At 44.5% G+C, this 18,620-nt stretch carries 11 protein-coding genes; 7 read left to right on the plus strand and 4 right to left on the minus strand.

The features are described 5' to 3' along the window. Positions 1–22: 22 nt before the first annotated feature. The 4 genes from CLV51_RS19660 to CLV51_RS19675 all read left to right on the plus strand — a co-directional run bounded on the left by CLV51_RS19660 (position 23) and on the right by CLV51_RS19675 (position 9,333). The gene (locus CLV51_RS19660) at positions 23–3,577 is read left to right on the plus strand and encodes a SusC/RagA family TonB-linked outer membrane protein (RefSeq protein WP_106529789.1); all 3,555 of its coding nucleotides are present in this window, start codon (positions 23–25) and stop codon (positions 3,575–3,577) included. A gap of 27 nt (positions 3,578–3,604) precedes the next feature. Then, positions 3,605–5,419 (plus strand): RagB/SusD family nutrient uptake outer membrane protein, encoded by a 1,815-nt coding sequence (locus CLV51_RS19665; protein ID WP_106529790.1) that lies wholly within the window; start codon positions 3,605–3,607, stop codon positions 5,417–5,419. 66 nt (positions 5,420–5,485) lie between these two features. Continuing rightward, a complete protein-coding gene (locus CLV51_RS19670) occupies positions 5,486–8,095 on the plus strand; it encodes a glycoside hydrolase family 2 protein (protein ID WP_106529791.1) in 2,610 nt (869 codons plus the stop codon). Next, positions 8,092–9,333 carry an MFS transporter gene (locus CLV51_RS19675; RefSeq protein WP_245898853.1) on the plus strand — a complete coding sequence of 414 codons (1,242 nt, stop codon included), beginning with the start codon at positions 8,092–8,094 and terminating at the stop codon, positions 9,331–9,333. The genes CLV51_RS19670 and CLV51_RS19675 overlap by 4 nt, the downstream gene beginning before the upstream one ends. Before the next feature lie 55 nt (positions 9,334–9,388). Here CLV51_RS19675 and CLV51_RS19680 read toward each other — a convergent pair whose 3' ends face one another. Both CLV51_RS19680 and CLV51_RS19685 read right to left on the minus strand, forming a co-directional pair. Further along, a complete protein-coding gene (locus tag CLV51_RS19680) occupies positions 9,389–10,114 on the minus strand; it encodes a phytanoyl-CoA dioxygenase family protein (RefSeq protein ID WP_245898855.1) in 726 nt (241 codons plus the stop codon). Between the two features lie 21 nt (positions 10,115–10,135). Beyond that, a complete protein-coding gene (locus CLV51_RS19685) occupies positions 10,136–11,404 on the minus strand; it encodes a hypothetical protein (protein ID WP_106529793.1) in 1,269 nt (422 codons plus the stop codon). 140 nt (positions 11,405–11,544) lie between these two features. On the opposite strand from CLV51_RS19685, the gene CLV51_RS19690 reads away from it, so the two are divergent. Further along, positions 11,545–12,612 carry an NADH:flavin oxidoreductase/NADH oxidase gene (locus CLV51_RS19690; RefSeq protein WP_106529794.1) on the plus strand — a complete coding sequence of 356 codons (1,068 nt, stop codon included), beginning with the start codon at positions 11,545–11,547 and terminating at the stop codon, positions 12,610–12,612. Positions 12,613–13,018: 406 nt separating this feature from the next. On the opposite strand, the gene mgrA is transcribed toward CLV51_RS19690, so the two are convergent. Together mgrA and CLV51_RS19700 are read right to left on the minus strand one after the other, a co-directional pair. Further along, a complete protein-coding gene (gene mgrA, locus CLV51_RS19695) occupies positions 13,019–14,011 on the minus strand; it encodes an L-glyceraldehyde 3-phosphate reductase (RefSeq protein ID WP_106529795.1) in 993 nt (330 codons plus the stop codon). A 116-nt stretch (positions 14,012–14,127) separates the two neighbouring features. Continuing rightward, positions 14,128–15,036 (minus strand): acyl-CoA desaturase, encoded by a 909-nt coding sequence (locus CLV51_RS19700; protein WP_106529796.1) that lies wholly within the window; start codon positions 15,034–15,036, stop codon positions 14,128–14,130. Positions 15,037–15,203: 167 nt separating this feature from the next. On the opposite strand from CLV51_RS19700, the gene CLV51_RS19705 reads away from it, so the two are divergent. Beyond that, a complete protein-coding gene (locus CLV51_RS19705; RefSeq protein WP_106529797.1) occupies positions 15,204–15,782 on the plus strand; it encodes an HdeD family acid-resistance protein in 579 nt (192 codons plus the stop codon). Between the two features lie 189 nt (positions 15,783–15,971). After that, positions 15,972–18,584, plus strand: a complete 2,613-nt coding sequence (locus CLV51_RS19710) for a M1 family metallopeptidase (protein WP_158267076.1) — start codon at positions 15,972–15,974, stop codon at positions 18,582–18,584. Positions 18,585–18,620: the final 36 nt, after the last annotated feature.

Below are 18,620 nucleotides of genomic sequence, written 5' to 3' on the forward strand. Positions count from 1 at the left end.
TAATCGTTAAAACCTGTTCAAGATGAAAAAGGGTTTACGTGTATTGCTAATGCACGCATTAGCGCTGTATTTCCTATCCCAATCGGTAACCGCGCAAGACCTGGTTACTATTAACAACCAAAAGATTCCCACTGACACTGACAACAGTGCTGACGTACAGCCAGATGAATCTTCCCTGAAAACAGTATTGCACCTGATTGAAGAACATTTCAGCGTGTCTATTGCCTATAAAAGCAACCTGGTAAAAAGCAAAAGAGTACAACTCTCCGTAGCTACCTGCCAGTCGCCGGAAGAAGCACTGGGCAAGGCATTGTCTCCCTTCAACCTGCATTATGAAAAAGTAAGAGAACACTTTTATATGGTAACAGAAAAGGAGGCAACACCCCCGCCTGTTACCACGCACGACATCAATCAGCAACAACATCCCGTAAAAGGTTTGGTGAAAGATGAAAAAGGTAATACGGTAGCGGGGGTTACTATCAAACTAACGGGAACGGCTATAGGAACCGTTACTACTGCTGATGGTACATATACACTCAATGTTCCCGGTAAAAGCGATGATCAGCTGGAAATTACCTTCATTGGTTATGAAACACAACGGCTGGTTGTTGGCGGAAGATCAGTGATCAACATCATCCTCAAAGAAGGCGCGAGCTCACTCAATGAAATTGTGGTAACAGGTTATACCACCCAAAGAAAGAAAGATCTGACAGGATCAGTAGCAGTAGTGGATATTCAGAATCTTGTTAAACAACCTTCTGCACAGATAACAGAACAATTGCAGGGACAAGCCTCCGGTGTTACCGTGATCGGCTCCGGTCAGCCAGGTGAATCACCACAGGTACGTATCCGCGGGGTAAATACCTTTGGTACCAACTCACCATTATACGTGGTGGATGGTGTACCTACTACCGATATCGCCGATATCAATCCCAATGATGTAGCCAGTTTACAGGTACTCAAAGATGCCGGTGCCGCCTCCATTTATGGTGCACGCGCGTCCAATGGTGTGATCATCATCACTACCCGCAGAGGTAAAGGAAAAATAAGTGTTACCTACGATGGCTACTACGGCCGTCAGTATCCTAAAAAAGGAAATGTATGGAATACACTGAACCCACAGGAAAGAGCAAACCTCCGCTGGCTGGCTTATAAAAACTCCGGTGCAGATCCCAGCGACGCTATTTATGGTAACGGAACTAAACCGGTATTGCCGGATTACCTGCTACCCGCTGGCGCCAAAGAAGGCGATCCGGCTACAGATCCTTCCAAATACTACGTAAATCCGGACTATACCGATATGACTGATTATGGTAAATTTAACCAGATCGTCCGGGCTAATAAAGCGGGTACCGACTGGTATCACGCAATATTCACACCAGCACCTATTACCAGTCACAACGTGGCGGTGAGTGGTGGTAGTGATAAAGGAAATTATCTTTTCTCCCTCAATTATTTTAATCAACAGGGAACATTACTCAATACTTATCTCAAGAGATATACCATCCGCTCTAATACACAATATAATATCCGTGATAATATCCGCGTAGGTGAAAATCTGGCTTTCAGCATGACAGATAATCCTTCTGTAGGTGAGCTTTCCAGCGATGCTGCTATTGGTCACGCTATGCGTGAGCAAACGATCATTCCTGTGTACGATATCAAAGGAAATTTCGCAGGTTCTGCTCCTCCTGATATGGGTGATGCTGCCAACCCGGTGGCTATCCAATATCGCACCCGTAATAACAAAGGATTGAACAGCCGTTTGTTTGGTAATGTGTATGGTGAAGTAGATTTCCTGAAATATTTTACGGTGCGTACCAGCTTCGGTGGTCAGATTTATTCCAACTGGAAACATTCCTTTATTTATCCGACTTATGAGAACAAGGAAAATGCCAGCGTAAACTCTTATACTGAAAGCGCATCTAACGGCCACGATTGGACCTGGACCAATACCCTGACCTTCCACAGGATTTTTAATAATACACATGACCTGAAAATACTGGCAGGTACAGAAGCGTACGATAACCGCACCCGTGAAGTAGGAGGTACTACCAAAGATTATTTCACCTTTGATCCAAATTTCCCGGACCTGTCTTCCGGAACCGGTACACAAACCAACTACAGCCTCCGCTCAGGAGATGCATTGTCTTCCATATTGGGTCGTGTAGATTATGGTTATAAAGATAAATACCTGATCAGCGGTACTATCCGCCGGGATGGTTCCTCCAAGTTGCTGAACAACCACTATGGTTGGTTCCCTGCGATAACAGGTGGCTGGCGCATATCCCAGGAAAATTTCATGAAAAGTCTTATCTGGATTACAGATCTGAAGATCCGTGGTGGCTGGGGTATTATGGGTAACCAGCTGAATCTGGGCGTTAACAACGGCTACTTCCTGTATGGTGGCAACCGTAACTCGTCCTATTATGACCTGAGTGGTACCAACAATGGACTTACGCCCGGTTTCGCCGGTACACAGATTGGTAACCCCAATGCTAAATGGGAAAGTGACATCAATGCAAACGTTGGTTTGGATGGTACTTTTCTCAATGGTCATCTTGATTTCTCGGCAGATTATTATCGTAAGGATATTAAAGACCTGCTGTATAATCCGGAGCTGCCAGGCCTTGCCGGTACTGCCTTACCACCTTACGTAAACATTGCCCGGATGAAAAATGAAGGCTTCGATTTCTCCGTAGGCTGGCACGCAGATCTTACCAAACAACTGAAACTAAACGTAACGGGTACACTGACAACCTATAAAAATAAGATCGTAAAGATTGCTGATGGCGTAGATTATTTTGATACAGATTCCCGCCGTTTTGATGGTAGTAATATCATCCGCAATGCGGTAGGACACCCGATATCTTCCTTCTTTGGCTATAAAGTAGTTGGCTTCTGGAATGATGCAGCAGAAATTGCCGCAGCAGATGCACAGGCACAAAAAGCGACCAATGATCCTACTGCTGTTTATCAGACAGACGAAGGAGTGGGACGTTTCCGCTACGCAGATGTATCCGGCGATGGCCAGGTTACTGCTGCCGATCGTACTTTCCTGGGCAATCCTAATCCGGATTTTTCTTATGGTATCAACATCGGTCTTACTTACAAAGGATTTGATTTCAGCATTTTCCTCTTTGGTGTGCATGGTAACCAGATCTGGAATAATGTACGCTGGTGGCGCGATTTCTACGCTTCGTTTGAAGGTGCAAAAAGCAAAACAGCCTTGTATGATTCCTGGACACCGGACCATAAAAATGCAAAAGTGCCTATCCAGGAAATTAATGGATACGCCAGCACCAGCGGTGTTCCAAATTCTTACATGGTGGAAAATGGTGCCTATCTGCGCGCTAAAAATATGCAGATCGGATACACACTGCCTGCAGGTGCACTCAGCAGATTGCATGTAGAAAAATTCCGGATCTACGTACAGGCAGCTAATCTGTTTACCATTACTAAATATTCTGGTCTTGATCCTGAAATTGGTGGTTCAAAGATTACCGATTTCGGTGTAGATGAAGGTGCTTATCCTAACCAGCGCCAGTTTCTTATCGGTGTTAATCTTGGTTTCTAATATATGCTCAATTAAAAACGTAGTATCATGAAATCACTCTATAATATATTACTTGGTTCGGCGGTTATAGCTTCCGCCATATTCAGCAGTTGCAGTAAAAGTTTCCTGGATCATCAGCCGCAGGCTGCACTGGATGAAGCACAGCTCACGAATAAAAAAGGTGTAGGTACCATGCTGGTAGGCGCTTATGGTGCGCTCGACGGACAGGACTTTGTAAACGCAGACATGGTAAATCTCTCCGGGGGAAGCGGCTTCATTGTTTCACCGGATAACTGGATATACGGCAGTGTATGCGGTGGTGATGCCCATAAAGGTAGTACCACGGATGATGCCAACCCTGCGCTGGTAATAGCCAAGTTTGGGGGTATTCCCAGTAATGGTTTCTTCAACGATAAATGGCGCGTGAATTACGAAGGTATCCGCCGTTGTAATTTTGTACTGCACCTGTTGACCAATGTACAGGATATGTCAAATCAGGAGAAGGCTAATGCTGCGGGAGAAGCCCGTTTTTTACGTGCACATTATTATGCTGATTTAAAGAAGATGTTTAATAATGTACCATGGGTAGATGAAACGAACACCAGTTTTTCCCAGCTGGACGTTGATCAGCTGAAGCAGCCCAATGATAAAGACATATGGCCGATGATTGAAGCAGATTTTAAGTTTGCATATCAAAATCTGAACGAAACACAGGCCGAAGTAGGCCGCGCAAACAAATGGGCTGCCGCTGCTTATCTGGCTAAAACATACCTGTATGAATCCAATTATACAGCAGCTTTGCCCCTCTTTGAAACAGTGATCCAAAATGGTGTAACTGCCAAGGGGCTTCATTTTGACCTGATGGATCACTACCATGATAATTACGATGCTGCTACTGAAAATAACCAGGAAGCGGTATTCTCTATCCAATACAGTGCTAACGATGGCTCTGGTGGTACTGCAAATGCCAACCAGGGAGAAATGCTGAATTACCCCTACAACGGCCCATTCAGCTGCTGTGGTTTTTATCAGCCATCCATGGACCTGGTTAATTCTTATCGCACAGATGCCAATGGGCTTCCTTTCCTGGATGATTATAATCAGCACGCACTTGTAAGTGATATGGGCGTTGCCAGCAGTGTTGCCTTTACATTGGATAACGGAAACCTTGATCCGCGTTTAGACTGGACAGTTGGTCGCAGAGGGATTCCTTACCTGGACTGGGGGCTGCATCCCGGCCAGGACTGGATCCGTAGTCAAACTACTGCCGGTCCGTATTCTCCCAAAAAGAATGTGTACATGCAGGCAACACAGGGTAAATATTATGATGGTAACGGATGGGCGCCCGGAAACGCGATCAACTATGTGCTGATCCGCTTTTCTGATGTACTGTTGATGGCCGCAGAATGCCAGGCGCAGGCAGGTAGTCTTGATATAGCCGAAAAATATGTAAACAGGGTGCGTCACCGCATGACCAACCCTGATGGATGGGTACATACCTATATAGATCCTGCTAATCCATTGTCTGGTAACACCAATACACCAGCTGCCAACTACGTGATTGGTGAATATCAGGCGGGTGCATTTACTACCCAGGGAAAGGCATACGGCTTAAAGGCAATTTACTTTGAACGTAAGCTGGAACTGGCTATGGAAGGGCATCGTTTCTTTGATCTCGTTCGCTGGAAATTAGCAGCTCCTGTGCTCAATAAATATTTCCAGTTTGAAGGCGCACTCATTAGTGATATTGTTGGCGGTAGTTTTACGGCTAATAAAAATGAATACTTCCCCATTCCACAGCGCCAGATAGACCTGAGCGTGAAAAATGGAAAATCCGTATTGATCCAGAATCCACATTATTAAGTAAGAAGAGAACTACGAATGCCTGACATTCGTAGTTCTCTTCTTACTTAAATAAAAAATAAGTTTATGAAACATGCCTGTTACCTGGTACTGTTAATGGGGCTTGCTTTGCCCGTAAGTGCACAACAGCAATGGCTTACAGATAAAAAGCCATTGGATAAAAACTGGCAGATTCAATCATCCGTTAAGGTTAGGGGAGATGGTAAAGAGATATCTTCTACCGCTTATGCACCGCAAAACTGGTACGCCGCCAAGGTACCTGGTACCGTGATGGCGGCTTTAGTAGATGATGGGGTATATAAAAATATCTTCTTTGATAACAATATGGAGAAGATCTCCGCAGATCCTTTCAAAGATCCCTGGTGGCACCGCACTACCTTTGAACTGCCGCCTATGGCTGCAGGACAGGTAGTACAACTGCTTTTCAACGGTATCAACTACCGCGCAGCCATCTGGGTAAACGGACAGGAGATAGCAGTGTCAGATTCCGTGAGAGGAGGTTTCCGCCGCTTTAAATTTGATATCAGCCATGTAGTACATGCCGGTACCAACGTGCTGGCGGTAAAGGTAACAGCGCCCGGCAAAGGAGAACCCACACTGGGTTTTGTAGACTGGAACCCGGCTCCTCCCGATAAAAATATGGGCATCTGGCGCGATGTACAACTGCTGCTTAGCGGACCGGTGGCTATTTCACAGCCTTTTGTGCAAACGCAGGTTGATACTGCTACATTAAAACGTGCAGCCATCACCGTTAGCACACTGCTGAGCAACCAAAGCAATAAAGCCGTTGCCGGTATCCTCGAAGGGCACATCGGACAAGATATTATCATCTCCAAAAAAATTGCTATTGCTCCTCATAGCAACCAACAAATCGTTTTTACACCGCGGGAATACCCACAGCTGAATATTAATAACCCACGCCTGTGGTGGACCCGTGACCTTGGTAAACCAGCACTATATCAGCTTCAGCTGCAATTCAAAACAGATAACACGGTAACGGATACACGTAACATGGCTTTTGGTATCCGGTCAGTGGCAGATTATATCAACGCATCCGGTCATCGTGGCTATATCCTCAACGGGAGAAAGCTGCTGATCCGTGGCGGCGGTTGGACGGATCCCATGCTACTTAATGCTACAGCAGATTACGAACGGGCAGGTATCGACTATGCTGTACACATGAACCTTAACACTATCCGTATGGAAGGTTTCTGGGGCAACAATCAGCACCTGTATGACCTGTGCGATGAAAAAGGAATTCTCCTCATGGTAGGCTGGAGCGCTGCCTGGGAATGGACTAATTATTTCGGTACCGAAGCAGATGATTTTGGTGGCATAGCTTCACCAGAACAACAGTTTGTAGCCGCACAATCCTGGAAGGATCAGATCATCTGGTTACGCAATCATCCTTCCGTATTTATATGGGTATACGGTAGTGATAAGCTGCCACGCCCTGCACTGGAACAGCAATACCTCGATATGCTCAAAACATACGATCCATCCCGGCCATCACTGAGTTCTGCGCATGATAATACCAGCAAACTCACTGGCCCTGCTGCGGTGAAAATGCGCGGACCTTATGACTATGTGCCACCGGATTACTGGTACATAGACGATAAAAACGGTGGCGCCTTTGGTTTTAATACAGAAACCGGTCCCGGCCCGGAAGTACCGTTGCTGGAGAGTTTACAGAAAATGATCCCTAAAGATTCCCTATGGCCTATTTCCGGTTCCTGGATGTACCACGCAGCGAGAGGAGAATTTCACAACCTGGACTATTATAACAACGCGATGGAAAAGCGTTTAGGCAAGGCCGTTAGTCTGGATGATTATCTGCGGAAAGCACAATATCTCAACTATGAAGGTATGCGTGCTATGCTGGAAGCTTTCACGGCCAACCGCCCCGCTGCTACAGGCATCATCCAGTGGATGTACAACGCTTCCTGGCCCAAACTATGGTGGCAGCTGTACGATTACTATCTGTTGCCAACCGGTGCTTTTTATGGCGCACGCAAAGCAGGGGAGCCCTTGCATATTGCCTATAACTACGGCATCAGGGGCGTAGACGTTATCAACAACACAGCAACTGCTGCCGGTTCGCTCAAAGCCACCATCCGCGTACTGGATGCCACCATGAATACTATCTACAAAGCAGATACACTCATCAATGATCTGTTGCCGCAGGATGCGGTGCATCTGCCTGCGTTGGCATCATCACCTGCTACCAACACCTGGTACCTGGATCTCCGTTTGCAGCAGGAGGGTAAAGAAATAAGCCGCAATTTCTATGTATTGTCATCCCGGCAGGATTTACTGGATATGCCTAAAACCAACTGGTATGTAACACCACAAACACAGTTTGCAGACCTCACGGCCTTGCAACAGCTGCCGCAGATAAAACTGAATATGCAATCAATGCTTAAAGAAAAAGGAGATACAACTTTTGCACAGGTCACCTTAAAAAATCCGGGAACACAACTGGCCTTTATGGTACACCTGGATATCCGCCGCCAGAGCGGAGAAGCAATAGTGCCGGTATTTTGGGTAGACAATGATTTTACCTTGTTACCGGGTGAAAGCCTGACTATTAATGGTTACGTACATACGAAAGATTTACAACAACAAGCTGCGATGATCTCTCTAAATGGCTGGAACATCGTACCAATTAAACAATGATGAAAACACGGAATTATTATATCGTAGGTTTAATTATGCTCACCTTCTTCGTGATTTCTTTTCTCACGAATGTGATAGGACCGCTGATACCTGATATCATCAAGGGTTTCAGCCTGAGCCTCACCCTGGTAGCATTATTGCCTTTTGCTTTTTTTATTGCCTACGGCGTAATGTCTATACCCGCTGGTATGCTCATAGAAAAGTACAAGGCAAAGAAGATGATGGTAGCCGCCTTTGTAGTAGCCTTTTTCGGGGCATTGCTCTTGTCTTTGTTCCCCAACTATTTAACGGCCGTCTTATCCCTCTTTTTAATTGGTTGTGGCATGGCGATGCTGCAGGTGGTCATCAATCCCTTATTGCGCACATCAGGCGGGGAGGAGCATTACGCCTTCAATTCCGTATTGGCACAGCTGATCTTCGGATTGGCTTCTTTTGTGAGTCCGCTTGTTTATTCGTACCTGGTAGTAAATATACAAAGTGGTACATTACATAAACTGAGTACCCTGGTACCACCTACTCTGCCCTGGATCTCTTTGTACTGGCTGTTTACATTGATCTGTCTGATGATGATAGTGATCATTGCCATCTCAAAATTTCCGAAGGTAGCACTTACACAAGAAGAGAAAGCAGGTGCCTTACAAACGCATATAGATTTGCTGAAGAAGCCGATAGTATTGCTTTATTTCTTCGCGATCTTTTGTTATGTAGGTACGGAGCAGGGTATTGCCAACTGGATCTCTCAGTTCCTTTCGGTGTATCATCATTATGATCCGCAAACCACCGGTGCTAATGCAGTGGCTTATTTCTGGGGACTAATGACAGCAGGTGGTGTACTTGGTTTGTTGTTACTGAAATTAATAGACAGCCGTAAAGTACTAATCGGCTTTACTTTGCTGGCTATCATCAGTTTTACAGTTGCTTTGTTTGGCAGCGGTGCATCCGCGCTCATTGCTTTTCCGATGGTAGGGTTCTTTGCATCGGTGATGTATCCTATTATATTTTCATTGTCACTCAACTCTGTAACTGAGCATCATGGCTCATTTTCAGGTATCCTTGTTACGGGTATCATAGGTGGCGCGGTTCTTCCCCTCATCGTAGGCTGGCTGGGTGATCACTGGGGATTGCGTACCGGTATGTGTTTCCTGTACCTGACGATGGGCTATATTTTAAGTATCGGTTTTTGGGCAAGACCAATTGTTACCAATAAGACATTGAGCTTTGGCGTGCGTGAAAGATGATTTTATTATAGGACTGGGAGGTAATTGCCGAAAGGGGCGTAAATATAATTTCCGCTTAATGCTCAGACCACTTCAGTCCTTCAGGCAACTGCCGGTTGGTGAATTCAATATGCACCACCCGGCGGCTATGCCCGTTGCTACTGCGCCCTGAGGCATGCATCAACAGCGGACGCATGATCATTATACCCCCTTTTTTTACACGGCAACTTACATCCGGTGAAGTACTGAAATCAATGGTTTCGGCGCGATAGATTCCTTTGAGATGAGAACCGGGAATCACTTTTAATGCACCATTAGTTTCATCGGTATCATCCAGGTGGATGCGAATGGTAAAGTTGCTTTCAAGTATATCCACTGGTGGCTGTACGGCATACTGATCCTGTTTTACGGTCCATGGGCCGTAATTGTCGATAGCTAGTTTTTTGTCAATGGAAATGGTCAGGTCCTGGTGCCAGGCCACAAACCAGTTGGATTGACCTGGTTTATCAAAATAAATAGACTTTACCGGAAAATAATCTGTGCCAAATATTTGTTGAATGAGCGTTTGCAAGCCGGGTGTAAACACATGTTTGTTTATGCCAGGTATTATTTTCAGCAACTGACGTATCGCAAACAGGTCACTCGTTTTCCTGAATGCCGGCCCTGAAGTATCTGCTGCTGCTATCGCGGCAATGATAGCAGCAATTTCGGAGGCACTAAAAACATTGTCTATCACTATAAATCCCCGTACTGCTAATTCCTCTTGATGTTTCAGTATAATGTCTTTATCCATGCTGTTCATCTCTACAAAAAATTAATTTATTTACTTGTTATAAGAATGTTCATTTATCCAATGAAAACCCCTGGTGACCAATATAAAATTATTCGCATCTTTTTTAAGTAAGGCTATGCTTACACTATCGGCACCAACTTTACCATTCAATGTCAGTGAGTCTTTCGCCGGAACAGTGTAATGTAATTGAATATTGTTGTTACCGCTCTGCCAGGATATATTTTTGTGGATAGTATCAAACTTCGCTTCTTCGCCATTTACATTATCCCTGATATCATGGGCAAATACATATCCTCCCCTGTCTATGTATATTTTTTTCCAGCGAAGAGAACTATCGGCGATGGGAGTTGCCTGGTAATTGTGATATACAATATTTTTAACTTCGTAGATGCCATATAAAGGAGGGATCGCATTATTTTTATTAAGTCGCTTTTGTGAAAATCTGATTCCACATATTTGTGTATAGAGTATTATTGCAACGGCGAAGTATTTCAAAGCAATATGTGTGATACGTTTCCATTTCCGTTGATAGATTGGATACCACGATGTTTGGGCCGGAACCGGTTTATTAAGGAAAAAGAAATTAATCAACCTGTTAAAATCCGGTAATGTAATAAAGAGCGCTATACAAAACAGGTGAGTGGAAAATAGTTTAACCGGTATGTCATAAAAAAAGTTCATGGCCATTATATTCACCATTATGGTCATACTTAGTAATGCGCCAAATAGTTTTGTACGGCGGAATAAAAGAAAGAATCCTCCAAAAAATTCTGCAAAGCCGATAAACAGATTATAGCCGGTAGAATGACCCATATAAACCCATGCCAGTCCCATAGGAGAACTTTGTCCCAGTGGTTGTTCCAGTTGAAAAAGCCATGGAAATGGAAATTGTGTTTTTGCAATTTTAGCCCCGCCATAGTTCATCATGCTAACGGCTAATGCGTAACGAAATATCACCATCAGCCAATACAATAGCTTATCATAATTTTTTCGTTTGTAATCAAAGGCCCACCAAATAATACTTAATGCCAATGCTAATATTGCCTGACAGAAAAGGGCGAGGTAATTGAAAGTGGTATCACCGCTGCCATTAGACCATACTGTAATTTTAAAGCCAGGGCTGACCAGCAGTCTTCCTACCCAGGTAACCGGGATATCCCATATGTGGTCTGATAGGGTATCAAATACTAATAATGGCATATTGAACAATACATATATGCCAAAATAAGTAGCAAAAAATCTGAAAAGTATCAGGCGGATTAAAGGCCAGTTCCGGGTTGTGTCAATGGAATTGTTCATAAGGGATTATTAATCTGAATGCGAATTAAATAAAATTTCACATCCGGGCAAGTTGTTTAGGATTTATTTAACAGGCAGTGATAAGTATATACTATCTCCCTATAAATCCTTAATTTTAAATCTATTAAAAGCAGGAAATTATGTCGCATCTGTTTAGTCCTTTAACATTGAGAGGGGTAGTATTACGTAATCGTATTGCGGTATCGCCGATGTGCGAATATTCTTCGCAGGATGGATTTGCAAACGACTGGCACCTGGTGCATCTTGGTAGCCGGGCGGTAGGAGGGGCAGGACTTGTGCTCACAGAAGCGGCAGCAGTATCGCCGGAAGGACGTATTTCACCACAGGACCTTGGCATCTGGAAAGAGGAACATATTCCCATGCTGCAAAGGATCACTGATTTTATAGCGGGGCAGGGCGCAGTGCCGGGTATCCAGCTGGCGCATGCCGGTAGAAAAGCAAGTACCCTAAGGCCCTGGGAAGGTAGCCGTGCAGTACCTATTTCAGAAGGTGGCTGGCAGGCAGTGGCGCCCAGCGCTATTCCTTTTAATGAGGTGTATCCTATGCCAGAAGCACTCACGGAAACGGGCATACGTAAAGTGCTCAATGATTTTAAAACAGCGGCCGAACGTGCACTGAAAGCAGGTTTTAAAGTGATAGAGTTACATGGGGCGCATGGTTATCTCCTGCATAGTTTTTTATCCCCGCTTAGTAATCAGCGTACCGACGAATACGGTGGTTCCTTTGAAAACAGAATACGGCTACTGGTACAAACAGTGGAAACAGTACGCACAGTATGGCCGGAACAATATCCGCTGCTGGTTCGTATATCCGTAACCGATTGGGCAGAAAATGGCTGGAACCCGGAAGAATCCGTGAAACTGGCTGCCATACTGAAAAATAAAGGAGTAGACCTGATAGATTGTTCTTCCGGAGGTTTGGCTGCACATCAGAAAATTCCTATAGGACCACTCTATCAAACACCTTTCGCCGAAAAAATACGTAAAGAAGCAGATATCGCCACCGGCGCGGTAGGCATGATCACCACTCCGCAGGAAGCAGCATCCGTTATTGCAGAAGGTCGTGCAGATATAGTGCTGCTGGCACGTGAATTATTGCGTGATCCTTATTTTCCGTTGCGTGCAGCACATGAGCTGGAAGCAGAAGTGAAGTGGCCTATACAATATGAGCGGGCAAAGAGGCGGTAAATTGTCTTTCTGCAGGATTAGGCTGATTACCCTGATTTTATTTTTTTGATTATTAAAAGATTAAAAAAGATTAGCGAGGATCTTAGCGGGTATAGTCTGAACCAGGATTTTTAGGATTGAATGGATTATCCTGATTGATGCCGAAGATTTTAGCGGAGATATTCGCTTATATCTTCCAAACAAAATAACATAACACCCATCAGGGTAATCCATTCAATCCTAAAAATCCTGGTTCAGACAATACCCGCTGAAATCTTCGCTAATCAGGATAATCATACCAATCACAAAAATCACAGTTCAGACTATACCCGCTAAGATCCTCGCTAATCTTTTTTAATCTTTTAATAATCAAAAAAATAAAATCAGGGCAATCAGCATAATCAGTCTAATCCTGCAGAAAGACAATTTACGCTAATATCGCTTCAATCTCCGTCAACTCTTCCTTAGCAAACGTTGTATTGTTCAGCGTTTCAAGGTTATTGTCCAGTTGTGCTACGGAGCTGGCGCCAATTAATACGGTGGTGATTCGTTTATCTTTTAAGATCCATGCAAGCGCCATTTGTGCGAGTGACTGTCCGCGTTTTTGAGCTATGGCATTGAGCTTTTTGATCTTCTCAATTTTTTCCGGGGTTACTTCGTTTTCCTGCAGAAAGCCACTGGGCTTACTGGCACGTGATCCGGCTGGGATGCCATTCAGATAACGATCTGTGAGCAGGCCCTGTGCCAGCGGAGAGAAGGGGATACAGCCAACACCATTGGCTTCCAGTACATCCAGTAAGCCATTCTCCACCCAACGCTCAAACATGCTGTATTTAGGCTGATGAATGAGACAAGGCGTGCCTAATGATTTTAATACTTCCACCGCTTGTTTTGTTTGTTCCGCAGTGTAGTTGGAAAGCCCTACGTACAAAGCTTTTCCCTGTTGTACGATGCTGTGCAGCGCGCCCATTGTTTCTTCAATCGGTGTTTCCGGATCAGGACGATGCGAATAAAATATATCTACATAATCCAGTTGCATGCGGCGCAAACTCTGATCCAGGCTGGATATGAGGTATTTTCTGGAGCCTTTATCACCATATGGGCCAGGCCACATCAGGTAACCGGCTTTAGTAGAAATGATCAGTTCATCCCGCAGATGACCGGTAAAGTCCTGCTTCAATACCCTGCCGAAATTCTCTTCTGCGCTGCCTGCCAGCGGACCGTAGTTGTTGGCCAGGTCAAAATGGGTGATACCTTTATCAAACGCATGACGAATAATACTACGTCCGTTCTCAAAATTATCTATGGAACCGAAGTTGTGCCATAGCCCCAATGAAATCATGGGCAGCTGCAAGCCGCTCTTCCCACAACGGTTGTAGGTCATGCTATTATATCTGTCCACAGCGGGTGTGTATTGCATGGAATTTTAGATTTAAGGGAACAAGATAAAAAAAATTACGAATTACAGATTATGGTAAATGAAAAAGGGAAATATACACGAATGTACATTTCCCTTTATATAAATTTTTACGGTAACTATTGCAGTTCCTCCATCGGAACGGCTTGTCTTACCTGGTTCAGTTTGTTGGTTGCTTTTAATTTTGCCGGAATAGGGCGTATTTCCCAAACGATCCCAAATAATCCCAGGGTTTTGATCACGTAATAGGTAATATCTATTTCCCACCAGTAAAAGCCTTGACGGGCGGCACTTTGATAGTAGTGGTGGTTATTATGCCAGCCTTCACCCAGTGTAATCAGCGCAAGAATAGCACTGTTGCGGGATTCATCGCCGGTATGATAACGTTTGTTACCAATTTTGTGCATCAGGGAATTGATGGTAAAGGTACCATGGTACAGCAGTACTGTACTCAGGAAGAACCCGATTAATACAGTGGATAAGCCGGCTGTCCAATCGAACCAACCAGTACCATTGACCTTATTACCTAAAAAATATACTGCTACCATTAATACCAGTGCAGGTACCATATGATATTTATTCAGCCAGAAAAGTTCTTTGGCTTTATGGTCCTTGATCAGGTCAAAACGGGTAGGCTTATATTCCGGGCCCATGATCCAGCCGATATGTGCATACCAGAAGCCGTAAACGTTGGCAGAGTGCGGATCTTCAGGTGTGTCGCTATGTTTATGGTGAATACGGTGATTGGCAGACCACCACAGTGCTCCTTTCTGTAAGCTGCTCTGCGCGCCACCTGCCAGGATAAACTGGAAGAACCGCGAGGTTTTAAACGCACGATGCGAGAAATAACGATGATATCCGGCCGTTACAAAAAACATACGGACCACATACAATACACCGCATAAAATCCAGTCAAATGCTGTAGTGCCTGTAAAAAATGCCAGTAGGGGCACAGCGTGTATGCCCAGGAAGTCTACTTGATGCCACCAGTTTGGTGGTACTCTGTCTTGCTTTATCGCCTTATTCATTCCACAAAGATAATTTCCGTCGTTAGGTAAATCTATGATTTAAATCATTCTGCGCAAAGTTACTGCTTTTCACTGTTTTTTAATGGAGATGTTATGCCGAACTTTTTGTAATAGGATGTGTTAGGAAGAACGTAGTGTCATTATTTTATAACATTAAAGTAATTTTTATGTCACAAATCATCTCTGCCATTCGTAATAATGTGAAATACTGGTGGCTGTATCTGCTCAATGGGATTATTTTTCTGATAGCCGGATGTATCGTTTTCGCCAATCCTTTCAGCAGTTATGTATTGCTCAGTATCTTTTTTAGTGTCACTTTATTTGTGACAGGGATTTTTGAAATTGCTTTCGCTGTCAGCAATCGTAGCGGTACTTACGGATGGGGATGGGCATTGGTTTCAGGAATCATTGATGTGGTTATCGGGTTTATCCTGATCCTTTATCCCGCTGTAAGTATGGCGGTGATTCCATTATTCCTGGCCTTCTGGTTTATGTTTAAAGGCATTAGCCTGATCGGTTTTTCCATTCAGCTGCAAACAGATAAAATACCTGGCTGGGGCTGGCTGTTAGTAGGGGGTATCGGATTAATTATTATCGCTATTTTTATTCTTGATAATCCCGCCCTTGGAGTGGTTGCAGTATTGGGTTTGGTGGCCGCCGCATTTTGGGGCACCGGTATTCTCAGTATAATTTTCTCCTTCCGCCTCAAACATGTGAAGAATGAGATGAAAGCACTGATGCCATAACTATTTGCCCTGGATTTTTTCCTGTTTAACAGGGCGCAAATATAAAAGCTAATGTCCGGGCTAACGGATAAGTATATATGAAAAGGATATTGATTTTAGACAACCAATCTGCCTATAATGGCTTTATGTTTTCCGCTTCAGGCTTTCTGCTTTTTATGTATATTAGGGCCTTCAAAATCTAATCGCTAGATGAAACTCAACAAAATCTACCCTATCGCGACCTTGCTACTATGTGGCCTGGTAAAGCAGGGGATGGCCCAAACTGCGTCAAAGTACGACCAGCACGAGGCTTTCGCCCCCTTGTTTTATCCTGCTCCGGGTAACGAATATCGCAGTGCCGGCGGCCAACCCGGACCTAAATACTGGCAGAACGCTGCTGATTACAAATTGAATGTTGCACTGGATACCGCGCAACACCGCATCAGTGGATCTGTGGTGATCACGTACAAAAACAACAGCCCGGACCAGTTGCCATTTGTATGGTTGCAGCTGGACCAGAACATTTACCGCGAAGATTCCCGTGGTACCGCAACAGTGGCTGCTACCGGTGATCGTTTTGCAAACCGCAATTTTTCCAAAGGTTTTGAGTTAAAGTCGGTAAGCCTGATCAGCAACGGTAAAACTATCGCCGCCAATTACCTGGTGAACGATACCCGTATGCAGATTAAACTGGCGGATGCGATGAAGACCGGCACCTCGGTGCAGATCAAAATAGACTACACTTATACAGTTCCGGAATATGGCACCGACCGCACCGGTCGTTTACATACCCGCAACGGATGGATATACGAAATTGCACAATGGTACCCACGTATGGCGGTGTATGATGATGTGCTGGGATGGAATAATATCCCTTACCTCGGTGCATCCGAATTTTACCTGGAATACGGCAACTTCGATTATAACATTACGGCGCCTGCCAACATGCTGCTCTACGGTTCCGGTGAACTGGTAAATGAAGCGCAGGTATTATCTCCTGCAGAAATAAGCAGACTGACCAAAGCACGCAACAGCGATAAAGCAGTTATTATCCGCGACAGCGCTGAAATCAATAAGAGTGCTGCAAAAGGTAACCGTACCTGGCACTTTGTATGTAAAAACTCCCGTGATGTGGCCTGGGCAGCTTCCGGCGCATTCATGTGGGATGCTGCGCGGATCAATCTTCCAGATGGAAAAAAATCACTCGCACAATCTTTATACCCCGTAGAAGTAGCAGGTCAGGGTGCATGGGGCAGGTCTACAGAGTTTGTGAAAGGTTGTATTGAACATTATTCCAAAGAATGGTTCGTATATACCTACCCGGTAGCTACCAACGTGGCAGGTATTGTAGGAGGAATGGAATATCCCGGTATCGTGTTCTGTTCCTCGATGTCTACCAAAGGTGGGCTCTGGGGCGTTACCAGTCACGAGTTCGGGCATAACTGGTTCCCGATGGTGGTAGGCTCCAACGAACGTAAATACGCCTGGATGGATGAAGGCTTCAACACATTCGTCAACGGACTGGCTAACCAGGCTTTTAATAAAGGCGAATTCAATTCTCCGCAAAGTGCACAAAGAATGGCTCCCATGGCATTTTCCAGCGGGGCAGAAGCCATCATGAACACCCCGGATGTAATTGGCCTGAATTATAATGGCGTGGCAGCATACTTCAAACCTGCTATGGGCCTTAATTTATTGCGCGACCATATCCTCGGACCAGAACGTTTTCAGTATGCCTTCCGTGAGTACATCAAACGCTGGGCATTTAAACATCCTACTCCATGGGATTTTTTCCGTAGTATGGAAAACGCCGGAGGAGAAGACCTGAGCTGGTTCTGGCGCGGATGGTTCTTTAATAACTGGAAACTGGATCAGGGAATTAAGAATGTACAATATGTTAAAAATGATCCTGCACAAGGTGCATTGATCACCATTCAAAACCTGGAACAGCTGCCAATGCCGGTTGTTATAGCGGTTAAAGAAGAAAATGGTAAAACAGATACTGTTCGCTTACCGGTAGAGATCTGGCAGCGCGGCAATACCTGGACATTCCATTATCCTTCTACCAGCAAGTTGAATAAGGTGGTGATTGATCCCGATGGTAGTTTCCCTGATATCAATCCTGCTAATAATACCTGGAAAGCAGAAGCCGGTAAACCAGTTCCTGCCGGTACCACAGCCGCAAGTGTATTAAATCAGTACCTCAATGCTATTGGTGGAACAGACAAACTGAATGCCGTAAAAGATTATTCTACGGAAGTGGAAGGAGATGCACAGGGCACGCAGATATCGTTTAAACACAAATTTAAACGACCTGATAAAGTATGGATGGAAGTATTCATTCCGATCATCAAATTAATGGCGAGGAAACTGGTTATTAATGGTGATTCAGTAGTTGTTTTTCGCAGTGGCAAACAATTACCGCTCTCTGCAACCGACAAAGCATTAGAGAAAGATAAAAATCAACCGTTCCCTGAGCTGTATTTTAATACTCCGGCCAACAGCGTAAAGCTGGAACTGGCGCCGTTGACAGAAGATATAAATGAAGTGCAAACTTATGTGGTGAGTATAGCTACACCTGCTGGTGCATTGTTCCGTAACTATTATGATACTAAAACCGGTTTAAAAGTCCGTTCCGTATCGTTAGTAGGACAGGAAGGTGCTGGCGGACAGGAAGCAGTAACTGATTATGCTGATTACCGCGATGTAAACGGTATAAAGGTGCCGTTTAAACTTAAAACTACTGCCGGTGGTTTTGATACAAATATGAAAGTGATAAAAGCAGAAATGAATACCGGGTTAAGTGACGATATTTTTAAATGATAGATAAAATGTAGCAGCATCTTCAGTGATAATTAT

Origin of the sequence: Chitinophaga niastensis (assembly GCF_003014755.1) — a bacterium.
Lineage (GTDB): Bacteria > Bacteroidota > Bacteroidia > Chitinophagales > Chitinophagaceae > Chitinophaga > Chitinophaga niastensis.

Excerpts from the sequence above, each read along its gene's own strand:
- CLV51_RS19690 (WP_106529794.1), top strand. The coding sequence starts at position 11,545 with ATGTCGCATCTGTTTAGTCCTTTAACATTGAGAGGGGTAGTATTACGT.
- CLV51_RS19665 (WP_106529790.1), top strand. The coding sequence starts at position 3,605 with ATGAAATCACTCTATAATATATTACTTGGTTCGGCGGTTATAGCTTCC.
- CLV51_RS19670 (WP_106529791.1), top strand. The coding sequence starts at position 5,486 with ATGAAACATGCCTGTTACCTGGTACTGTTAATGGGGCTTGCTTTGCCC.
- CLV51_RS19660 (WP_106529789.1), top strand. The coding sequence starts at position 23 with ATGAAAAAGGGTTTACGTGTATTGCTAATGCACGCATTAGCGCTGTAT.
- CLV51_RS19705 (WP_106529797.1), top strand. The coding sequence starts at position 15,204 with ATGTCACAAATCATCTCTGCCATTCGTAATAATGTGAAATACTGGTGG.
- mgrA (WP_106529795.1), bottom strand. The coding sequence starts at position 14,011 with ATGCAATACACACCCGCTGTGGACAGATATAATAGCATGACCTACAAC.
- CLV51_RS19685 (WP_106529793.1), bottom strand. The coding sequence starts at position 11,404 with ATGAACAATTCCATTGACACAACCCGGAACTGGCCTTTAATCCGCCTG.
- CLV51_RS19710 (WP_158267076.1), top strand. The coding sequence starts at position 15,972 with ATGAAACTCAACAAAATCTACCCTATCGCGACCTTGCTACTATGTGGC.
- CLV51_RS19700 (WP_106529796.1), bottom strand. The coding sequence starts at position 15,036 with ATGAATAAGGCGATAAAGCAAGACAGAGTACCACCAAACTGGTGGCAT.
- CLV51_RS19675 (WP_245898853.1), top strand. The coding sequence starts at position 8,092 with ATGATGAAAACACGGAATTATTATATCGTAGGTTTAATTATGCTCACC.
- CLV51_RS19680 (WP_245898855.1), bottom strand. The coding sequence starts at position 10,114 with ATGAACAGCATGGATAAAGACATTATACTGAAACATCAAGAGGAATTA.